The following is a 19,458-nucleotide window of genomic DNA, read 5'->3' as shown; positions in this document are numbered from 1 at the left end:
GCGTGGGGAAATCGTGGGGGTGTGGTCGTCACGGAGGGGTCGGCCCGTGGGGAGCCTGAGCTCTTCCTGGGAGGGGAGTGTGGACGGGATGTGCTCGGGTGGGGTTGGACAGTTTTCGCCCGGACGTTCGCCACGGCTACTCACCGACGTGACAATTTCGGGCTTTGTTGAAGCTGACGGAACATCACTTCGTGAGGGTGGGCTGGGGCGTATCGGGCCTTTCCGCCGGAACGGGGTTCTCCGGCTCCTTCCGCCCACGCGCCACGAGAACGCCCCCCACCACCGCGAGCACGAAGCCGGCCGCCGCGGCCCCGATCGGCAGCGTCGTGCCCACCAGCCGCAGCTGCCCGCTGTCCCGCTTCGCCTGCCGGACCGCTTCCTTCTGCGTCCCGGTGGTGAACGAGACCTTCCGGCTGTCCAGCAGCACCGCCGCGTCCTTCTTCCCGCCCGGTGCCCGCAGGGTCCGGCGGGGGCCGGTCTGCGCGTAGATCACGCGTCCCGTCGCCTGGTCCACCACCAGCTCGAAGCCATGGTTGGAGTACCACTCCTCGGCCTGCACCTGCGGCCGGTTCGGCTGGTCGACGAGGCTGCCGGGCACCAGGCGCGTGCCGGTCCGCGTCGGCGGCACCGAGCCGGTGAACTTGTAGCCGGTGTAGCCCTGGATCCTCGCCGTGCCCCGGTAGCGCAGCACGACCGTGTCGCCGAGGGTGTTGTCCCACCACTGGTAGGAGCGTTTCTGCACGTCGAAGGGGAACTTCAGATACGCCTCGCCCTCGATGTACGGCTTCTCCCCGCAGCAGTGCACCGGCCGCGTGGTCTTCCGGTCCATCACCCAGCGGTGCGGCACGAAGTCCAGCGCGTCGTGCGGATCGGCGGCCGGCAGGGACTTGTCGGTGTCGACCGTGGTCGTCACGTCCCAGATGGCGTTGCCGCTGCGTTCGCTGTCCTCGACGTCGCCCCGCACGCGCTGGGTCACGGTGATCTTCCGGTCGGACACCGTCTCGATCCGGTCGGTGTCGAAGACGCTGCCCCGGCCGGTGTAGACGGCGGTGGTGTCGATGTCGATCGGGTTCACCGCGGCACGCGGTTCCACGTACCAGGCGAGCAGCGGCGCCAGCACCAGCAGGAACGTGCCGAGACCCAGCAGGACCAGGGAAAAGGGAGAGGTTGTACGGCGCATCCGGGCACTCCAGTGGCTTGGGACGGCTCGACGTACGAGAGGGCCGGCACGGCGGCGGGATGCGCACGTGCGGCTGGGCCGGGAACCGTAGGCCGCTCTTGACGGGGTGTCAATGCTTGTCGAGACTGGGCGCGACAGGCAGGGACGGGGTGCCGGGGTGGGGCAACCTCCGGACGATCTCCGGGCGAATCCGGACAGAGAGGCTGACCCTGCGATGTCCAGACTGCTCGCTGCCGCGCTGACCGTCGCGCTCGCCGCCGCCCTCGCCGTGGGCGCCGCGCTGGGCGTGGTCGCGCTGCTCGAAGCCACACCCGACCAGCCGAACACCCCTCTCATCACGTACGAGCAAGCCGGTCAGGGGAGTTGACGATGACGGCCGCCCGTACCGCAGCCGTCACGACGCTCTCGGCCTGGCACGACGTACCGCGCTTCCAGGTGCGCCGGTTCGCCGCCATCGCCATGGCCGAGGCGCCCGCACTCGCCGAGGAGATCCTCCGTGAGATCCAGCGCGAGTACCCGCATCTGCCCGTGGTCCTCGACGACTCCGGCGAGCCGATGGCCCTGGTCGGCATCCGCCGCGCCATCGAGGTGTTCGTGCAGCACCTGGAGCACTCGGAGGGACGCCCGACCGTCCCGCCCGGCGTCTTCCAGGACTTCGGCCGGGGCGAGGGCAGAGACGGCCGCTCCCTCGACTCCCTCCAGGCCATCTACCGCATGGGCGTACGGCTGGCCTGGCGGCGCTTCGCCGACATCGGCCAGCGCGTGGAGATCCCGCCCCCGGCGATGTACGAACTCGTCGACGCGGGCTACGAGTACCTGGACGGCCTGGTCGACCAGTCCGTACGCGGCTACGCCGAGGCCGCCGCCCGCCAGGCCGGCGAACGCCTGCGGCTGCAGCGCCGCCTGATGGAGCTGCTCCTCGCCGAGCACCACCGCGGCGACCCCGCCGAGGCCCTGACCGAACGCGCCGCCCGCATCGGCTGGCCCTTACCGGCCAAGGTCGCGGTCGGCGTGCTGCTCCGTCCGGCCAGGGAGGCGATGGCCCCCGCGGTCGGCCAGGGCGTGCTGCTCGACATGGAGTACGAGCAGCCGCGCATGGTGGTGCCCGAGCCGGACGCCGCGGGCCGCCCCGAGCTCCTGCACCGGGCCCTGGCCGGCTGGTCCGGCGCGATCGGCCCACCGGTCCCGCTCACCGACGCGGCGAAGTCGCTGCGCTGGGCGGAGGCGGCGGTCCGTCTGATGGAACGGAACCTCCTGCCCTCCGGAGAGGTGCTCCACTGCACCGAACACACCGAGGCCCTGGTCCTCCTCCAGCCCGAGGAACTCATCGACGACCTGGCCCTCAGGTGCCTGGCCCCCCTGACCCACTGCGGCCCCACGCACGGCCGCCGCCTCGCCGAAACCCTCCTGGCCTGGCTGGAAACCCGAGGCGGCGCCCCCGAGGTAGCCACCCGCCTCGGCGTCCACCCCCAGACGGTCCGCTACCGCCTGCGCCAGATCCGCGAACTGTGGGGCGACGAGATAGACGACCCGGACCGCCGCTTCGAACTGGAACTGGTGCTGCGGGCACAGCGGTTGAGAGGGGAGCTGGGGGCGAAGCGGGGGCGGAGGTGAGCGGCCGGCTCACCCGGCGACGACCACCGCCGCGCGGGGGCGACGACCACCGCAGCCTCGCGTCACACCGTGGCCCGCTCCCTGCCCGCGGAACGCCCGGAAGCCGGAGGGTCCAGGTGCACCACCACGGAGGTGTAGAAGCGGTGCACGGCGTCGTCGACGCTGCGGATGAAGCCGGACTCGGCGCTCCCGCGGCCGCTCCCCATGCCCTTGAAGAGGGACAGGCGGAATCCGGTGATGCGGGTCGAGCCGTCCTTCGGGAGCAGGTCCGCGGGTTCGGGGCGCAGCCGCTCCAGCGTGCCCCGCGGGCCGCCCGTCCCGCCCTCCACCAGGGTCTCCACGTGCAGGTCCGCCGGTGCCTCGGCGAGGCGGCGGACCAGACGCTTGGCCCAGGTGAGGGGGTAGCCCTGCTCGGGTGCCGGGATCTCCACCGACGTGCGCAGCTTGGCGGTCCGCAGATCGGCGCTGATGGTGAGCAGGCCGGGCGCCCCCTCGACCCGCAACTCCGCCTGTAGCCGGCCTTCCACGCACAGCTGGTCGGCCAGGCGGGCGCGGCGGGCCCCGGGATCGGTGCCCCGCCGGGTGCGCTGGGCGGGCAGCACCTTCTGCCCGAGCTCGCCCCCGAGCCGCAGGCACACCTGCCGGATGAGCCGCTCCCAGCTCTCCACGACCTCCAGGGCGCGCGGATCGCCGTGACAGAGGGTCTCGTCATTGATCCCGTTGCGTACCGGGACCCAGGCCGCGCCCATGTTCTGGAAGCCGTGACAGCCGGAGTTGTCGTGCTGGAGGTAGTGCAGCAGATCCTGGAGCAACCAGGTGCGCGCCGCGTTGCCCACGCCCTCGTGCCGGATGAGCATCTGGGCCTGGTGGGCCACTTCTGCCCACGACAGGTGCCAGAGCGCCACCTGGTGCTTGCGACGCCGGTCGATCTTCACGTCGACCAGCGGGCTGCCCTCGAGCGCGACATCGTTCGACAAGGTGATCACAGCCTCGTAGCCACGCCGGGCCGCGATGTCCATGTAGGCCTGCACCTGGTCGGACTTGAGGGGGTTGCCGTTGGTCTTGGTCTCGACGAGTGCCGTCCACAGTTTGCCGGCGCGCTCGACGCGGATCACCCCGTCCGGGCGACGGGGCGTGTCGCCGTGCGGCAGGGAGACTTCGGTGAACGTCTCCATCCGGCCGGACGGAGCGCCGAAGGGAGCGGTGATGCGTCTGCCGAACCGGGGCACCTGGGCCATCACCGACAGCAGCACCGACGTGGCCCGCGTCTCCCGGTCCCGGTCGTTCTTCAGGGCAGACACCGGAAAGAGGCGGGCTTGCCTCCAGGACTCGTTCTCCGCGAGGCTCCTGGCGGGCGGCCTGGGCGGTGTGACCTTCTTCTTCGTTGTCCGGGGCCGGGCTGTCCGCTTCTGCGACGCGGTCACCTCCTCGGCCGGTGGGCGCGGGGCGGGGACGGCCTCTAGGGTCGCCGACGGTGGAGAGCCGGCGGTGCCGGCGGGCGGCTCCTCGGCCGCCTCCGTCGTCGCCTCGGTCTCTTCGCCCTCGGTCTCGTCGTCCTCGATGTCGACGCCGAAGTCCGTCGCCAGCCCCGCCAGCCCGCTCTCGTAGCCCTGACCGACGGCCCGGAACTTCCACTCCTCGCCCCGCCGGTACAGCTCACCGAAGATGATCGCGCTGACCTGGCCGGCGTCCTCGATGACGAACCGGAGGAGGCTCTCACCGCCCGCGTCGGCCAGCGTCACCTTCAGATCGTCAAGTTCGCCGAAGCGCGCCCCCTCGTAGCGGCTCGCGGCGACGACGATCCGCTCGACCTCTGCCGGAACCGCGGTGAGATCGAAGCTGATCCGGTCCTCGCTGCCGTCCCCGGTCGGCTCCTTGCCGAGCAACTGCACGCTGCCGTCGGCGGCCACCGGGTTGTTGTAGAAGTAGAAGTCGGCGTCGCTGCGTACCTTGCCGTCGCCGTTCAGCAGCAGGACGGACACGTCGGCGTCGCCCTCGCCGGTCGGGCTGGACCATCCCAGACTCACGATCGCGGAGCCGACGTTCTCGCTCAGGGCCGTTAAGGACACGTTCGAGCCCATGGTCATGTCGCGCACAGAAACCCCCCACCTCTGCGACACCTGTGACGTGCCGCACACGGCACTTTAATGTGCACACCACGTGCACGTGGGGCGCTCGTGGGTTTCCGCTCGGCCGGACTCCGCCCATTGCCCGGACCTACCTCTATGGCTAGCCTGTGTTCGTCATGCCGATCGCCTGTTGATATCTCGAACACCGGGATCCGGAACGCAGGCGCCTGAGACATATATAGGGAGGGGGCCGGTCGTGGGACGCCTCGTACCAGCCGTGACCCGGGCTCTCGACATTCTCGAGCTCTTTCTCGACGGGGACGGGACGCTCTCCGCCCCCGACATCGTGCGCCGGCTCCAGCTGCCACGCACCACCGTGCACGAGCTGGTCACCACGCTCGCCGCCCGGAAGTACATCGTTCCCATGCCCGGCCAGCCCGGACGCTACCGGCTCGGCGTGCGCCCGTACCAGCTCGGTGCCCGCTACTCCGAGCAGCTCGACCTCGCGGCCGAGGGGCAGCAGGTCGCCCGGTCCGTCGCCGAGACCTGCGACGAGACCGTGCACGTGGCGATCCTCGAGGACACGGACGTCATCTACATCGCCAAGGTCGACTCCACGCACGCCGTGCGGATGGTGTCGGCGGCCGGGCGCAGGCTGCCCGCCCACTGCACCTCCGTCGGCAAGATGCTGCTGGCCTCCCTCCCGGAGCACGAGCTCACCGCGCGTATCCCCGACAGCGCCCAGCTGGTCGCGATGACCCCCAACAGCATCACCGACCCGGCCGCCCTGCGCGAGGCCCTGGCCGAGATCCGTGAGCGCGGCCTCGCCGTGGAGAACCGCGAGTCCAACCCGGACGTGTCCTGCGTGGCCGCGCCGGTCCGCGACCGCACCGGGCAGGTCGTCGCCGCCCTGTCGATCTCCGTGCCCATGATCCGCTGGAGCGAGGAGCGCCGGGCCGAGCTGGAGCAGCTCGCCGTCAAGGGTGCCGCCGAGCTGTCCGAGCACCTCGGCCACCGGAGCGTGGCATGACGACGCCGTACGAGGTCGCGGTGCGCGCCGAGGCCGAACTCGGCGAGGGACCCACCTGGGACGCGGCGACCGGCCGGCTGCTGTGGATCGACATCCTCGGCTGCCGCCTGCACACCTACGACCCGGCCACCGGGCGCCGCACCCTGCGCCGCACGGAACAGCACATCGGCGCCGTCAAGCCGCGCACCGGCGGCGGACTGGTGCTGAACCTGCGTGACGGCGTCGGCCTCCTCGACCCCGACGGCACCTTCCGCTGGCTCCACCACGAACCGGTCCCCGGCCGCCGCGCCAACGACGCCGCCGTCGCGCCCGACGGCGCGCTGTGGGCGGGCACGATGCGCTACGACGAGGCGCCCGGAGGCGGCACGCTGTCCCGCCTCACCGGGGACGGCACGACAGAGGTCGTGCTCGACGACGTGGCCGTCAGCAACGGCACGGGGTGGAGCCCCGACGGGCGCCTCATGTACTACGCCGACTCCCCGACCAGGCGCGTCGACGTCTTCGACTACGCGGACGGGCGGATCTCCGGGCGGCGGACCCTCGCCGAGATCGAGGAGGGCGCGGGCTTCCCGGACGGGCTGACCGTGGACGCCGAGGGGTGCGTGTGGGTCGCCCTGTGGCAGGGCTCGGCGGTGCGGCGGTACACCCCCGACGGTGAGCTGGACCGGGTGGTCGAGCTGCCGGTGCCGCTGGTGACGGCCTGTGCGTTCGGCGGGGGCGGGCTGACCGACCTGTACGTGACGACGGCCCGGGTGGGGCTGACCGACCCGCCCGCACTGGCGGGATCCCTGTTCGTGGTGCCGGGAGCGGGCAAGGGACTGCCCCAGCCCGCGTTCGCCGGCTGACGAGGGACAGGGACAGGGGCAGAGGCCCGGCACGCCCTTGTCCCTGTGTCCTGTCCGGCCCGGCGCCCGGGTTCGGTGTCTCAGCCCCCCGTCCGGTCCAGCGCCCGCAGGACCGCCCGTTCGTCCTCCGTCAGCGGCGCCCCCACCGCCGCCGGCAACGGCGGTCCGCTCAGCGTCGCCAGGACCGTCGAGGGCCGGAGCAGCCGCGTCGGTCCCGTCGTCATGCTCATCACGTCCCACAGTGCCGACGCCGCCGTGTACGAACCGGTCGCCGTGCGCATCATGCGACGGGTGTAGGCGGTGACCAGACGGTCGGCGAGGCCGGGCGAGCCCCCGCGTGTCCGGGGGTACCAGACGTCCTGGCTCACCGCCATCGTCCACGCGGCCTCCACCGGCCTCGCCGCCCGCCGCTGCACCCGCCGGGCGAGCCCGGGCTCGCCGAGGCCGGAGGGGGAGCGCCGCAGCTCCCCGGCCAGCTCCCGCGCGCCCAGCGCGGCCACCGACATGCCCTGCCCGTACGCGGGGTTGAACGTGGCCAGCGCGTCACCGAGGACGACGAGGCGCTCGGGCCAGGAGCGGACCTTCTCCAGGTACCGGCGGTGATTGCTGGTGCTGCGGCTGACATGGACGTCGGTGAGCGGTTCCGCGCCGGATATCAGCCGGCCCACGATGGGGTCGGGCAGGTCCAGGGTGTACCCGAGGAACGCGTCCGGGTCGGACGGCGGTTCGCCGCCGCCCCGCGTGCCGGCGAGGCTGACCATCCAGCGGTCGCCCTCGATCGGCAGCACCATGCCGCTGCGGCCGGGCCGCCCCTGGTACGGGTCGGCCTGCACCATGGCCAGCGGGAAACGCCCGGCCCCCTCGGGAGTGCGGTAGAGACGGGTGGCGTTCACCAGGCCGGCGTCCACCGTCTTCTCGCGCACGTCGTCGACGCCCAGCCCCGCCAGCCAGGTCACGATCCGCGAGCCACGTCCGCTCGCGTCCACCACGAAGTCGGCGGCGAGTTCCTCCTCTCCGGCATCGGTCGAGAGGCGGACCCCGGTCACACACTGCCGCGACCCCGTCAGCTCCAGCACCCGCGCCTTGCGGATCACCACTGCGGTGCTGTCCAGCACGGCGCCCCGCACCGCCCAGTCGAGCAGGGCCCGGGTGCAGGTCAGCATGTGCGGCCCGGGGTGGCGCCAGCGCCGCAGCCAGCCCTCGGGCGTGAGGGCGACCATGCCCGAGCCGAGCGGAATCTCGTGCGCACCGGCGGCGAGCAGGTGCTTGCGCATGCTCACGCCCGGTACCAGGTCCTCCATGGAGGCCAGACCGCCGGCCATGAGGAGATGCGCGTGACGTCCCTGCGGCAGGCCCTTGCGGTGCTCCGGCCCCTCGGGCAGATCGTCGCGGTCGAGCACGACCACCTCGTCCGCGACGGCGGACAGGGCTGCCCCGGCCAGCATTCCGGCCAGACCCGCACCGATGACGACAGCTCTACGCGACATGCGACTCCTCGCACTCAGCCATGAAGGCTCCTTTGCCCTGCGGGCATTCCCCGACGTCCGGCCGTGACCGTGCGGCGCACAACAGCCCTGCGCCGATAGCGGTTTCGAGCCATGCGGGCCTCGTTCCGGACGGCTCTCACCGTACCTTCACGTATCGTGCCCGGGACCTTCCGTGCGTCAGCCGGTGAGCGACCTGCCGTCCGTGTGGTCCCGTGCCAGGGCGCGGATCGCCCGGAGGTCCTCCGTGCGGCGCAGGGCCCGGGACACGGCGCCGATCTCGCGCAGCAGGTCCGTGGTGTCACGCGCGCCGGTGCCGTCGTCCTGCCGTGCCCGGTCCCTGGCGTCGGCCGCGTCCAGGATCGCCGCGGTGGCGGCGAGTGCCTTCGCCCGGTCGGGCGGGTGGCCGAGGGTGAGGGCGGCGTCGTGGAACCGTTCGCGCCGGTCCTCGTCGATGTGCCGGGCGAGCGGCAGCAGCACGTCGCGGATGAACGTCTCCCGGCGGACCAGACGCAGCTCCGGCGTCGCGCGCAGCAGGAACGGAACCCCTTCGCCGTTGACCGTTCGCATCAGCAGGTACAGCGGCCGCAGTTCGTGGAGGGCCAGCCGGACGTGCCAGCGGCCGTGCAGGTACTGCCCGGCGTGCGGGAGGATGAAGCCGACCGCGATGAGCACGGCGGACAGACAGGCGAGCGGCGGCGCGACGGCCGTGCTCAGCCAGTCCAGGTCCCGCCCGGCCCAACGGGCCGCCACAGCACTGATCTTGGCCGCGTCGAACAGCAACTGCGCCGCGTAGCCCACGCCGAGGAACTTCAGCCCCCAGCGCAGCAGCGAGTCGAGGCCGTCGGTGCGGACCCAGTTCCAGATCAGCCCGTTGGTGACCAGCGCGGCCACGGTGTGCGCGAGCAGGTACAGCACGATCACCTCGCGCATGTACGGGGTGTTCGCGTAGTACGTGTCGAGATCCCGCAGCCGCTCCACCGGCACGTCCGCGAGGGCGAACAGCACCCACATCGCCACGATCACGCCCGAGTAGACCGCCACGACCCCGCGCATCGCGCGCCGGGTGCGGTCCGAGCGGTCGGACAGGCCGTTGCGCCAGGAGATGATCAGCAGCAGGCAGAAGGCGCAGAACGCGGTGAGCAGCGAGTAGACCCAGGGGCCGGAGAAGTTCGCCACCCCGGTGAGCCGGTTGACCCGCGCGATCGTCGACGGCGCCACGAAGACGAACACCGCGCAGGCGAGCAGCAGCAGCCCGCCGACCGCGCGCAGCATCGGGTCCTTCCAGAGCCGGATGATGCTCGGCAGCTTGATGGCCAGGGCGGCGGCCAGGACCCCCGCGGGGATCCACCAGAAGTTCGGATAGAACTGGTTGACGAACTCGGCCGGGGTGAGCGCCACCGTCGTCACGGTGCCGTACCTCCTCGCGGCCCCCGGTAGTACAGCGACCGCTGCACGGGTTCGAGGGGCACGTCCGGTTCGCGCCCGCCGGGCAGCAGCGCCCGGCACCCCGCCGCCAGCCGGTGCCCGAAGGCGTCGGCCTCGGCCTCGTCCCGTTCCCGGGAGCCGTGGCGGGCGGCCACCGCCAGCGCGACGTCCTCCCACTCCGGCCGGTCGGCGAACGCGTGGGCCGCCGCCGCACCCGCCCCGGGGTGATGCCTGTGCCCCGCGTGCAGATGCCACAGCTCGTGCCCGAGGATGACCAGCTGCTGCACGGCCTCGGCCCGCTCCTCCACGATGACGAGGTCGAAGTCCTGGAACTCCACCCACAGGCCGGTCACTTCTATCTCGTCGGGAAACCGCTCGAACCGCAGCTCCACGGGCCGTCCGCCGCGCCGCGCGCTCATCTCCTCGCACAGCGCCCGGCACAGCGACGGTACGTCGGTGGGACGCCGGGGTCTCTCACGGACCGCGGTGGCGAGCTCGGCGGCCAGGCCGCGCATGGCTGAGCCACTGCGTGAGCGCCTGAGCGCGGCGGTGACTCGGGCGGCCCTGACCCGCGCGCCCGCGATGTCCATCGCTCCCCCTTCTCGGCGCCGGCCGAGGCCTGCCGGCGCATCCGAGACTACGCGCCCGAAAGTGCGCGCGTCATGCGATCCGACGTCCGATGTTTCATGGGGAACGACCGTTCGTGTCCGGAAAAGTCCCTGCTGAAGTCCGGACGGCCCATTGACGTCCAAGCGCTTCAAATTTACGGTCCCGTTCGAGGTAACGAGCGCTATCCGAAATACCGAACGCACCTCCGTCATCGATCGTAAGGGCAGGGCATGGGACGACCTGACCTGAACCGCAGGCAGCTTCTCGGCGGGCTCGGCGGCCTCTTCGTCGCGAGCAGCTTCGGCTTCGCCGCGCTCGGCACCGGAGCCGACGCACTGGCCTCCGGCGCCGACACACGGGTGCGCTACTGGAACCTCTTCAGCGGCGGCGACGGCTCCAACATGATCGCGATGCTGGACGCCTTCCGTAAGGCCAACCCGGACATCGCCGTCAAGGACTCCACCCTCCAGTGGGGCAGCCCCTTCTACACCAAACTCGCCATGGCGGCGGCGGGCAACCGTGCCCCCGACCTCGGCGTCATGCACCTCGGCCGCGTCACCGGCTTCGCACCCGGCCGCCTCCTCGACCCCTGGGACCTCGGCCTCCTCGCCAAGTACGGCGTCCGGGAACAGGACTACAACCCCACCCTGTGGAAGCGCGGCGTCATCGACGGCAAGCTCTACGCCCTCCCGCTCGACATCCACGTCCAGCTCTGCTTCTACCGCAAGGACGTCCTGAAGCAGGCCGGGCTCCTCGGCGACGACGGCCGGATCGTGCCCGTCACCTCCACCGACGAGTGGTTCGACGTCCTGAAGGAGGCCAAGCGGGCCACCAAGAAGGGGCTCCAGACCATCGGCATGTGGAACGCCGACCAGAACTTCCAGTGGTGGTTCTTCGTCGCCTTCTACACCCAGCTCGGCGGCACCTGGTTCAACGCCGACGACACCGAGGTCACCTTCGACACCGACAAGGCCGTCCAAGTCCTCCAGTTCCTGCGCCGGCACGTCACCGACGGGTACTCCGACCCGGGCTTCGGCGGCCTCGCGAGCGCCGAACAGTTCATCAACGGCTCCCCCTTCGTCTGGGAGGGCAACTGGTCGGTCCCGGTCTACTCCGGAGCGAAGCTCGACTACGGAGCGACCCCCCTGCCGCCCGTCTTCGGCAGGCAGGCCACCCACGCCGAGTCCCACTCCTTCGTCCTGCCGCACCAGTCCGACCGCGGCGGCGCCGCCAACGAGGCGGCCCACCGGCTCGCCGCCTACGTCGTCCAGCACGCCCGGCAGTGGGCGGCCGGCGGCCACATCCCCGCGTACACCCCCACCCTGTCCACCGCGGCGTACAAAAAGCTGGACCCGCAGAGGGAGTACGTCTCCGCCATGGACCACCAGGCCACCGAGCCCAAGGTGTGGTTCGCGGGCTCCACCGGCATCCTCGCCCAGCGCGTCGGCCCCGTCGTCGTCTCCTCCACGATGGGCTCCGCCCAGCCCGAGACCGCGGCCGACCGCATGAAGAAGGCACTCACCCAGCTCCTCGCCACGAAGAACCCCATGGACGGCAAGACCGCCGCACGAGGAGGTGCCGCCTGATGGCGACCAGCGCCCACACCGTCGCCGCGCCCGCACGCGCGAGGACCGCCGCCGGCAGCGCCACCCTCCGCCGCAACCAGGGCTTCCAGCACGGCGGCTGGTTCGTCGCCCCGTTCCTGCTGCTCTTCGCCGTGTTCGTGATCTGGCCGCTGCTGCGCGGCGTCTACCTCAGCTTCACCGACGCCAACATCACCGGCGAGGGCGCGAGCTTCGTCGGCCTCGACAACTACCGCGAGGCCCTGGACGACCCCCTGGTGTGGGACTCCCTCGGCCACAGCGCGTACTTCACGCTCCTGGTCGTCCCCTGCATCACCGTCCTCGCCTTCCTCCTCGCGATGCTCGCCCACCACATCGAACGCGGCAAGTGGCTGTGGCGGCTCTGCTTCTTCGCCCCGTTCCTGCTGCCGTCCACCGTCGCGGCCAACCTGTGGCAATGGCTGTTCAACCCCGGCACCGGGATGATCGACCACGTCTTCGGCCTTGAGACGCCCTGGCTGACCGACAAGTCCTACGCGATGCTCGCCATCGTCATCACCACCCTGTGGTGGACCGTCGGCTTCAGCTTCCTGCTCTACCTCGCCGCCCTCCAGGGCATCCCGGACCACCTCTACGAGGCCGCCAGACTGGACGGCGCGAACGCCTGGCACCGCATGGTCCACATCACCCTGCCCATGCTGCGCACCATCACCGGCCTGGTCATCGCCCTCCAGGTCCTCGCCTCGCTCCAGATCTTCGACCAGGCCGTCGTGATGATGGACTTCCTCCCCGGACCCGAGGGATCGACCCGCACCTTCGTGCAGTACACCCTCGAAGAGGGCTTCACCAGCTACCGCGTGGGCTACGCCTCCGCGATCTCCGTCATCTTCTTCGTGATCATCGCGGCCGTCGCCCTCGCCAGGATGTGGCTGCTGCGCAACGTCAAGGAGACCACCCGATGAGCACGGTCGCACAGCCCCGCAAGCCGTGGACCCCGAGTCAGATCGTCCTGACCGTCCTCGGCGCCGCCGTCTCCGGCGTCTTCCTCGCCCCCTTCGCCTGGGGCCTGTTCACCTCGCTCAAGTCAGAGACCGAGGCGGTGGAGGTCCCTGCGCACTGGCTTCCGAAGGAGTGGACGGGCCAGGCCTGGAAGGCCCTGTTCGAGTCCGGCAACATCACCAACTGGTTCGTGAACTCCCTGGTCGTCTCGGTCTGTGTGACCTCCGTCGTCCTGCTGGTGAGCGCCCTCGCCGGCTACGGCTTCGCCCGCACCGAGTTCCGCGGCAAGAACGTCCTGTTGAGCCTGGTCATGGCGGGCCTGATGATCTCGCCCGCCGTCCTCGGCGTGCCGCTGTTCACCACGGTCCAGCAGATGGGGATGGTCGACACGTACTGGGGCATGATCCTGCCGCAGTGCGCGCCCGCCGCGATGGTCTACATCCTCTACAAGTTCTTCCAGGGGATCCCGCGGGAACTGGAGGAGGCCGCGTTCATCGACGGCGCGGGCCGCTGGCGGGTGTTCTTCACCATCGTCCTCCCGCTCTCCCGCCCCTCCCTCGCCGCGGTCGGCATCTTCACCTTCATCGCCTCGTGGAACAACTTCCTCTGGCCCTACATGGTGACCAACAACCCCGACCTGATGACCATGCCGAACGGCATCGCGACCGTCATGAACTCCTACGGCATCCAATGGGCCCAGCTCATGGCCGGCGGCCTGATGGCGGGCCTGCCGTTGATCGTCGTGTTCGTGTTCTTCCAGCGCCAGATAGTGGCGGGCGTGGCCCATACGGGCTTGGCAGGGCAGTAACGCCCTTCCTTCAGGGGCGCGGGGAACTGCGCGACAGGCCCCCACCCACCCGCAGACGCAACTGAACCTCGAAAGGCAAGCATGCACAAGGCCCGCTTCACCCTCGACCCCGCGTTCACCGTCGGCGAGGTCAACCCTCGCCTCTTCGGCAGCTTCGTGGAACACCTCGGCCGCTGCGTCTACACCGGCATCTTCGAACCGGACCATCCCGCCGCCGACGAGGACGGCATCCGCACCGACGTCCTGGAACTCGTCCGTGAACTCGGCGTCACCGCCATCCGCTACCCGGGCGGCAACTTCGTCTCCGGCTACAAGTGGGAGGACTCGGTCGGCCCGGTCGAGGACCGCCCCCGCCGCCTCGACCTCGCCTGGCGCTCCACCGAGACCAACCGCTTCGGCCTCTCCGAGTACATCGCCTTCCTGAAGAAGATCGGCCCCCAGGCCGAGCCCATGATGGCCCTCAACCTCGGCACCCGGGGTGTCGCCGAGGCCCTCGAACTCCAGGAGTACGCCAACCACCCCGCCGGCACGGCCCTGTCCGACCTCCGCGCGGCGCACGGCGACAAGGACCCCTTCGGCATCAGGCTGTGGTGCCTGGGCAACGAGATGGACGGCCCCTGGCAGACCGGCCACAAGACGGCCTTGGAGTACGGCAGGGTCGCCGCCGAGACCGCCCGCGCGATGCGCCAGATCGACCCGGACGTCGAACTCGTCGCCTGCGGCTCCTCCGGCCAGTCCATGCCGACCTTCGCCGCGTGGGAGGCGACGGTCCTGGAGGAGACGTACGACCTCGTCGACCACATCTCCCTGCACGCCTACTACCAGCCCGAGGACGGCGACGTCGACTCCTTCCTGGCCTCCGCCGTCGACATGGAGTCCTTCATCGAGAACGTGGTCGCCACCGCCGACCACATCGGCGCGAAGCTGAAGTCCAAGAAGAAGATCAACCTCTCCTTCGACGAGTGGAACGTCTGGTACATCTCTCAGTGGCACGACATCGAGGAGTCCGGCGCGCGGGACTGGGCCGAGGCCCCGCGCCTCCTGGAGGACAACTACAGCGTCATGGACGCCGTCGTCTTCGGCTCGCTCCTCATCGCCCTGCTCCGGCACGCCGACCGCGTCACCGTCGCCTGCCTCGCCCAGCTCGTCAACGTCATCGCGCCGATCATGACCGAACCCGGCGGCCCGGCCTGGCGGCAGACCACGTTCTTCCCGTTCGCGCAGGCGAGCAAGTACGGCCGCGGCCAGGTCCTCGACGTCCGCGTGGACTCCCCTACGTACGCGACGAAGAAGTACGGCGAGACCGACCTGCTGCACGCCACCGCCGTGCGCGCCGAGGACGGCACCGTCACCGTCTTCGCCGTCAACCGCAGCCGCACCGACGCCCTGCCCCTCGAAGTCGCCCTGAGCGGCCTCGACCTGACGCGGGTCGTCGAGCACAGCGCCCTCGCGGACACCGACCCCGACGCCCGCAACACCCTCGACGCCCCCGAGCGGGTCGCCCCCCACCCGGTCGACGGCACGGCCCTGCGGGACGGCAGGCTCGGCGCCGTCCTGGAGCCGCTGTCCTGGAACGTGATCCGGCTGGCGTGACAGCCCCGGTCAGCGTTCGATGCGCAGCAGGGCGGCCGAGGACGCCGACGTCGAAGTCGTCCCGACCGCCCAGTAACCGCCCGAGCCCGGCACCACGGCCAGGGCGTTCATCACGACGGGGGTCGAAGCCACCGGCCCCCGCTCGCTCACCCAGGCCGTGCCGTCCCAGCGCAGGTAGTGGGCCCGGGTCTGGTCCCAGAAGTCCCAGCCGGCGATCCGGTCGGGACGGCCCTGCGCGTCGGCGACGATCCCGTTGAGCATGCCGACGCCGAACGGTTTGGTGACGCCCTGCCAGGTGCTGCCGTCACCGTGCAGGAGCAGCACGCCCGGCGGCTTGCCCACCGGGCCGCCCACCCCGTAGTCGTAGCCGACCAGCCACAGGTCGTCGTCGGCGACCGGCAGCAGTCCCGTGATGCTCGCGCGGATGCCCTGGTAGGCGGGCAGTTCGGTCCAGGAGCCGTCCCACCGGGCGACGATGCCGACGCCGTACAGCCAGACGTCGCCGCGCGGGGTGAGCCGGACACCCGAGGGAGTGACGGTGGGCGCGCTCGGCGGTGCGGGGAGCCAGGTCCAGTCGCCGCCGTCGTGGTGCAGGAGCAGCCGGCCGTCGGAGGTGCGCCCGGAGAACCAGGCTCCGCCGTCCGGGGCGACCGCGACGTCCGTGAGGGAGGTGCCGGACCGGCCCCGGCCGGGGAAGTCGGTCTCCCGCCAGGTGTCGCCGTCCCACGCGAGCAGGTGCGTGCTGCCGGCCGTGTCGGTGCCGATCGCCCACGCCGAGCGGGCGCACGTCCCGGCGACCGAGTGCAGGTAGCCGCGGAAGCCCAGGTGGGTGAGGCCGGTGCGCGCCCAAGCCGTGCCGTCCCACACCAGAGCCAGTGGCGAGCCGAGGGTGCCTGAGCCGCGGCCCTCCTCACCCACGGCCCACGCCAGGCCCTCCCCGGCCGCGGCGACGTCCCGCAACTGGGCTGCCGGTGCGCCGTCCGGTGCCGGCACGGCCTGCCACGCACGGGCCTCCCCGGTCGCCCCGGCGGCCGCCGCCGCGACCGGCCCGCCACTCGACGGGACGAGTGCCAGTGCCAGACCGGCCCCGACACCGGCTGATCCGCTGATGAACCGCCGTCTGAGCACCAGGGTCCCCTCCCTGTCGGCAGCGCTGAAGGGTCAACACGGTGAACCAGCGGGCCGCAGAAGGCAATGCGCGAGGACGGCTCGATCCGGTCACACCGGTTCGACGGGCACCCCCCCGGCCGCCGCGCCCAGCAGCGTCAGCCGTACGTCCCCGGGCCCGGACGGTGTGGTTCCGTCGGACAGCACCGCCAGCGCCAGTGTGTTGGCACCACGTGTGCGCAGGATCCCGTTCGGCAGCACGAAGGTGTGCTGCGGGCCTACGTCGTTGATGTACTGGCCCATGTTCCAGCCGTTGAGGAAGATCTGGACGCGGTAGGCACGGTCCGGGTCGTCGTCGAGGACGAGCCCGACCGAGGCGTCGACGCCGGGGTCGACGTCCAGCCGGAAGTCCGTCCGGTACCAGCTGACGCCCTGCCGCCGCTCGGACCGGGGAAGCCCGGCGTCCTTCCAGTCCCCGTCGTCGTACTCGGGCAGGTGCCAGCCCTCGCGCTCCCCGTGCAGCCCGCCGTTGTTCATCGGACCGCGCACCGGATCGGGCATGGCGGCGCCCTGGATACGCCACGTCACCTCGGGGGAGTCGCCCTCGAAGGTGACGGCGGTCAGACCGCGCGCGGCCTTGTGCGTGTCGCGCGCCTCGCCGTCCATGTCGTGCTGCATGCGCCGCACGAGCACGGACAGCACGTGCCGCTGCTTCCCGCTCTCCTCCCGGCCCTCCTCCTGGCTTTCCTCCCGGCTCTCACGGAATGTCTCCCGCAGCTTCTTCGGCAGCTCCAGGCGGGCCTTCGCGGTCCACGTCCCCTGCCGTGCCCGCTCCTTGTCCGGCACCGGCATCCGGTGCGTGCCCAGCGGCTCGCCGTCCAGCCAGGCCATCAGCAGGCCCTGCGTGCCCGTGCTGTAGGCGAGGGACACGGACGCGATGTCGTCGTCGCCGGTCCATTCGCCGCGGTACCAGACGTCGCCGTAGTGGAAGCCGTAGTCGTCGGCGAACAGGACGGGCTGCCCGTCGGGCACGGGCGTCGAGCTGAACGACGTCGTGCGGTCGGCCGTCGTCCAGCCGGAGTCGTCGAAGCCGGGGTCGGCCTCCGGGTTCTCGGTCCGCCGCCGCCAGCCGCCGAGGGCGGGCAGGGCCGGCCGGGTCACACCGGGCAGCGGCCGGAGCGCCAGGAGACTGCCGGAGCCGCTGATCCGCGTGGGCACCGCCCGCCCGTTCCAGGTGACATGGGTGATCCCGCGCGGCCCCCACACCTCCAGGCCGGTCCGCTCGACGGTGTCGCCGGTGAGGTGGACCGTCGACCCCTCCAGCGTCGCCGACCGCAGCAGCGCCGGGCCGTAGACGAGGAGCTGACCCGAGGGGGTCTCGTACGGCCACAGCCGCACGGAGGTCGTGTCGTCGGCGAACAGCAGCAGCATCGGCGTGTCCACGCCGTCGCCCTCGACCATCACCCGGCTCAGCTCGCCGACGCCCAGCGGAACGCTGACGTTCAGCTTGCCGAGGTTGTACGCCCACGCCGGCTCCGGGTCCAGCCGCATGGGTGTCGGCTCGTCCGCGCACTCCAGCACGACCTGCGCGAGGTCGCCGTAGCGCCCCGCGAACACCGCGATGTCCTGCCGCCCGGTGGTCAGGCTCATCATGGGCTGCGCGGTGGACTGCACCATGGTCCGCTTCCCGAGCCGCAGCCCGGCGGCGATCAGCTTGGCGTCCCGCGCCGGGACGGTGACGGGCACGTCGATCCCGGCGTCCGGCAGCGTCGAGGTGACCGCCTCGTCGGAGTCGTTGCGCAGGACGTAGACGTGGGCCCCGGTGTCGGGGTTGGTCAGGTGGTAGACCTTGATCCGCTCGTCGGTCGCCCGCACCGTCTTCGCCCGCTGCAGCCTTGCGAAGTCGGGCACGGACCGCAGCAACTGCCCGATCTGGTGCATCGTGGCGGACTTCGGCGTGGCGTTGCGGGCCTCGTCGAACGCCGCCCCGTAGTCGTACGAGGTGTAGACGACCGGCGCGGGCAGCCAGCCCCAGGAGGTGCCGCCGTACGTCATGTAGACGTTGTGCAGCGTGATGCCGTTGGCGAGGTTGGTGAGGTAGAAGCGCCGCTCGTACGCCGCGTCCCGGGTCCGGCGGGCCTCGGCGTACCCCTTGCCGTCGAACGTGGACCCGCCCCACGGGTCGAACCAGCCGCCGCCGAACTCGGGCACGAACCCGGGGGTGCGCGGACTGGCCGTCGCCCCGCCCTTCTTGCCGCCGGTCCCGAACGTCCCCCAGTCCGGCGGCACCCGGTCCGGCTCCGGGTAGCCGTCGAACCCGTACAGCCAGCGGCCCTTCTCCCCGCCGGTGCGGAACGACCCCGCTGTCCACGCGCCGTTGCGTCCCTTGTCGTTGTGGAACAGCGGTACGTCGATGCCGTCGGCGCGGACCTTCTCGTACAGGTACGACATGTAGGCGCGCCCGGACGGCTCGTCGACGTGCGCGTCGTACTCGTTCTCGATCTGGTAGAGCAGGACCGTGCCCGTGCCCCGGGTGAACAGGCGCTTGGCCACGATGGCGTTGACCGCGGTCAGCCACTCGTCGACATAGCGCAGATAGGTAGGGTCGGAGGTCCGGGCCCGGCCCTCGGTGGCGGTCAGCCAGCCGGGGAAGCCGCCGGCGTCGACCTCCGCGTTGATGTAGGGACCGGGCCGCAGGATGACGTACATCCCCGTCTCGGCGGCCGTCCGCAGGAACCGGTCCAGGTCGCGCACGCCGGTGAAGTCGTAGCGGCCGGGGGCGGGGGAGTGGTGGTTCCAGGCGACGTACACGCTGACGGCGTTGTAGCCGTGCGCACGCATCTTCTCCAGCACGTCCCGCCACAGCGACGGGCTGGGCAGCCGGAAGGGGTGCATCTCGCCCGACCACAGCACCAGGCGGCGGCCGTCGACGATCAGCGAGTGCCGGTCGAAGCCGATCTCGTGCGGCCGGCCGTCCGCGCCCGGCACCGGGGGCGGCGGGCCGGTGGGCGCGGTACGTGCCGGATCGGCGGAGGTCGGCGACCCGCTGCCGGTCAGCGCGAAGCCGAGCGCCGCCGTGCCGGCCAGAGCGTGGAAGGTCCGCCTGCTGAGCTCCAAGGGAGCGCCTCCT

15 protein-coding genes are annotated in these 19,458 nt (G+C 71.5%); 8 read left to right on the top strand and 7 right to left on the bottom strand.

Translation table 11 applies throughout. The annotated features are described in order from the left end of the window. Window positions 1-184: 184 nt before the first annotated feature. A complete protein-coding gene (locus tag AB0B29_RS01380; protein ID WP_362232384.1) occupies window positions 185-1,180 on the bottom strand; it encodes a DUF3068 domain-containing protein in 996 nt (331 codons plus the stop codon). 214 nt (window positions 1,181-1,394) lie between these two features. Between AB0B29_RS01380 and AB0B29_RS01375 the strand changes: the two genes are divergently transcribed. Both AB0B29_RS01375 and AB0B29_RS01370 read left to right on the top strand, forming a co-directional pair. Further along, a complete protein-coding gene (locus AB0B29_RS01375) occupies window positions 1,395-1,547 on the top strand; it encodes a hypothetical protein (protein ID WP_010042314.1) in 153 nt (50 codons plus the stop codon). A 2-nt stretch (window positions 1,548-1,549) separates the two neighbouring features. Further along, on the top strand, window positions 1,550-2,794 hold the full coding sequence (locus tag AB0B29_RS01370) for a PucR family transcriptional regulator (RefSeq protein ID WP_362232381.1): 1,245 nt from the start codon (window positions 1,550-1,552) through the stop codon (window positions 2,792-2,794). A 62-nt stretch (window positions 2,795-2,856) separates the two neighbouring features. On the opposite strand, the gene AB0B29_RS01365 is transcribed toward AB0B29_RS01370, so the two are convergent. Next, the gene (locus AB0B29_RS01365; protein ID WP_362233864.1) at window positions 2,857-4,881 is read right to left on the bottom strand and encodes a TerD family protein; all 2,025 of its coding nucleotides are present in this window, start codon (window positions 4,879-4,881) and stop codon (window positions 2,857-2,859) included. 238 nt (window positions 4,882-5,119) lie between these two features. Here AB0B29_RS01365 and AB0B29_RS01360 point away from each other — a divergent pair, with 238 nt between their 5' ends. Both AB0B29_RS01360 and AB0B29_RS01355 read left to right on the top strand, forming a co-directional pair. After that, window positions 5,120-5,893: an IclR family transcriptional regulator gene (locus AB0B29_RS01360; RefSeq protein ID WP_362232378.1), complete on the top strand. Its 774-nt coding sequence runs from the start codon at window positions 5,120-5,122 to the stop codon at window positions 5,891-5,893. Next, window positions 5,890-6,738 (top strand): SMP-30/gluconolactonase/LRE family protein, encoded by an 849-nt coding sequence (locus AB0B29_RS01355; protein WP_362232375.1) that lies wholly within the window; start codon window positions 5,890-5,892, stop codon window positions 6,736-6,738. Before AB0B29_RS01360 ends, AB0B29_RS01355 begins: the two co-directional genes overlap by 4 nt. 80 nt (window positions 6,739-6,818) lie before the next feature. Here the strand turns inward: AB0B29_RS01355 and AB0B29_RS01350 are convergent, their stop codons facing one another. The 3 genes from AB0B29_RS01350 to AB0B29_RS01340 all read right to left on the bottom strand — a co-directional run bounded on the left by AB0B29_RS01350 (window position 6,819) and on the right by AB0B29_RS01340 (window position 10,240). Next, window positions 6,819-8,225 carry an FAD-dependent oxidoreductase gene (locus tag AB0B29_RS01350; RefSeq protein ID WP_362232373.1) on the bottom strand — a complete coding sequence of 469 codons (1,407 nt, stop codon included), beginning with the start codon at window positions 8,223-8,225 and terminating at the stop codon, window positions 6,819-6,821. A gap of 177 nt (window positions 8,226-8,402) precedes the next feature. After that, a complete protein-coding gene (locus AB0B29_RS01345) occupies window positions 8,403-9,632 on the bottom strand; it encodes a DUF6545 domain-containing protein (protein WP_362232370.1) in 1,230 nt (409 codons plus the stop codon). Further along, window positions 9,629-10,240 (bottom strand): toxin-antitoxin system, toxin component family protein, encoded by a 612-nt coding sequence (locus AB0B29_RS01340; RefSeq protein WP_362232367.1) that lies wholly within the window; start codon window positions 10,238-10,240, stop codon window positions 9,629-9,631. The genes AB0B29_RS01345 and AB0B29_RS01340 overlap by 4 nt, the downstream gene beginning before the upstream one ends. A gap of 249 nt (window positions 10,241-10,489) precedes the next feature. Here AB0B29_RS01340 and AB0B29_RS01335 point away from each other — a divergent pair, with 249 nt between their 5' ends. From AB0B29_RS01335 to AB0B29_RS01320, 4 genes are all read left to right on the top strand, one after another. Beyond that, a complete protein-coding gene (locus AB0B29_RS01335; protein ID WP_362232364.1) occupies window positions 10,490-11,845 on the top strand; it encodes an extracellular solute-binding protein in 1,356 nt (451 codons plus the stop codon). After that, the gene (locus AB0B29_RS01330) at window positions 11,845-12,783 is read left to right on the top strand and encodes a carbohydrate ABC transporter permease (protein ID WP_362232362.1); all 939 of its coding nucleotides are present in this window, start codon (window positions 11,845-11,847) and stop codon (window positions 12,781-12,783) included. The genes AB0B29_RS01335 and AB0B29_RS01330 overlap by 1 nt, the downstream gene beginning before the upstream one ends. Then, on the top strand, window positions 12,780-13,628 hold the full coding sequence (locus tag AB0B29_RS01325) for a carbohydrate ABC transporter permease (protein ID WP_362232359.1): 849 nt from the start codon (window positions 12,780-12,782) through the stop codon (window positions 13,626-13,628). Before AB0B29_RS01330 ends, AB0B29_RS01325 begins: the two co-directional genes overlap by 4 nt. Window positions 13,629-13,709: 81 nt before the next feature. After that, complete coding sequence (locus AB0B29_RS01320; protein ID WP_362232357.1) at window positions 13,710-15,221, top strand: alpha-N-arabinofuranosidase; 1,512 nt, start codon at window positions 13,710-13,712, stop codon at window positions 15,219-15,221. 9 nt (window positions 15,222-15,230) lie between these two features. On the opposite strand, the gene AB0B29_RS01315 is transcribed toward AB0B29_RS01320, so the two are convergent. Then, window positions 15,231-16,349 (bottom strand): hypothetical protein, encoded by a 1,119-nt coding sequence (locus AB0B29_RS01315; protein WP_362232354.1) that lies wholly within the window; start codon window positions 16,347-16,349, stop codon window positions 15,231-15,233. 90 nt (window positions 16,350-16,439) lie between these two features. Then, on the bottom strand, window positions 16,440-19,445 hold the full coding sequence (locus AB0B29_RS01310; RefSeq protein WP_362232351.1) for a glycoside hydrolase family 35 protein: 3,006 nt from the start codon (window positions 19,443-19,445) through the stop codon (window positions 16,440-16,442). Between the last annotated feature and the right edge of the window lie 13 nt (window positions 19,446-19,458).

This window comes from Streptomyces tibetensis (assembly GCF_040647715.1).
GTDB classification, from domain to species: Bacteria; Actinomycetota; Actinomycetes; order Streptomycetales; family Streptomycetaceae; genus Streptomyces; species Streptomyces tibetensis_A.
The sequence above is the reverse complement of the archived record's forward strand: the minus strand, read 5'-3'. Positions and strand labels throughout refer to the sequence as shown.

Coding starts and splice junctions, on each gene's coding strand:
- AB0B29_RS01340 (WP_362232367.1), bottom strand. CDS start 10,240: ATGGACATCGCGGGCGCGCGGGTCAGGGCCGCCCGAGTCACCGCCGCG.
- AB0B29_RS01380 (WP_362232384.1), bottom strand. CDS start 1,180: ATGCGCCGTACAACCTCTCCCTTTTCCCTGGTCCTGCTGGGTCTCGGC.
- AB0B29_RS01330 (WP_362232362.1), top strand. CDS start 11,845: ATGGCGACCAGCGCCCACACCGTCGCCGCGCCCGCACGCGCGAGGACC.
- AB0B29_RS01365 (WP_362233864.1), bottom strand. CDS start 4,881: ATGACCATGGGCTCGAACGTGTCCTTAACGGCCCTGAGCGAGAACGTC.
- AB0B29_RS01375 (WP_010042314.1), top strand. CDS start 1,395: ATGTCCAGACTGCTCGCTGCCGCGCTGACCGTCGCGCTCGCCGCCGCC.
- AB0B29_RS01370 (WP_362232381.1), top strand. CDS start 1,550: ATGACGGCCGCCCGTACCGCAGCCGTCACGACGCTCTCGGCCTGGCAC.
- AB0B29_RS01350 (WP_362232373.1), bottom strand. CDS start 8,225: ATGTCGCGTAGAGCTGTCGTCATCGGTGCGGGTCTGGCCGGAATGCTG.
- AB0B29_RS01320 (WP_362232357.1), top strand. CDS start 13,710: ATGCACAAGGCCCGCTTCACCCTCGACCCCGCGTTCACCGTCGGCGAG.
- AB0B29_RS01355 (WP_362232375.1), top strand. CDS start 5,890: ATGACGACGCCGTACGAGGTCGCGGTGCGCGCCGAGGCCGAACTCGGC.
- AB0B29_RS01325 (WP_362232359.1), top strand. CDS start 12,780: ATGAGCACGGTCGCACAGCCCCGCAAGCCGTGGACCCCGAGTCAGATC.
- AB0B29_RS01335 (WP_362232364.1), top strand. CDS start 10,490: ATGGGACGACCTGACCTGAACCGCAGGCAGCTTCTCGGCGGGCTCGGC.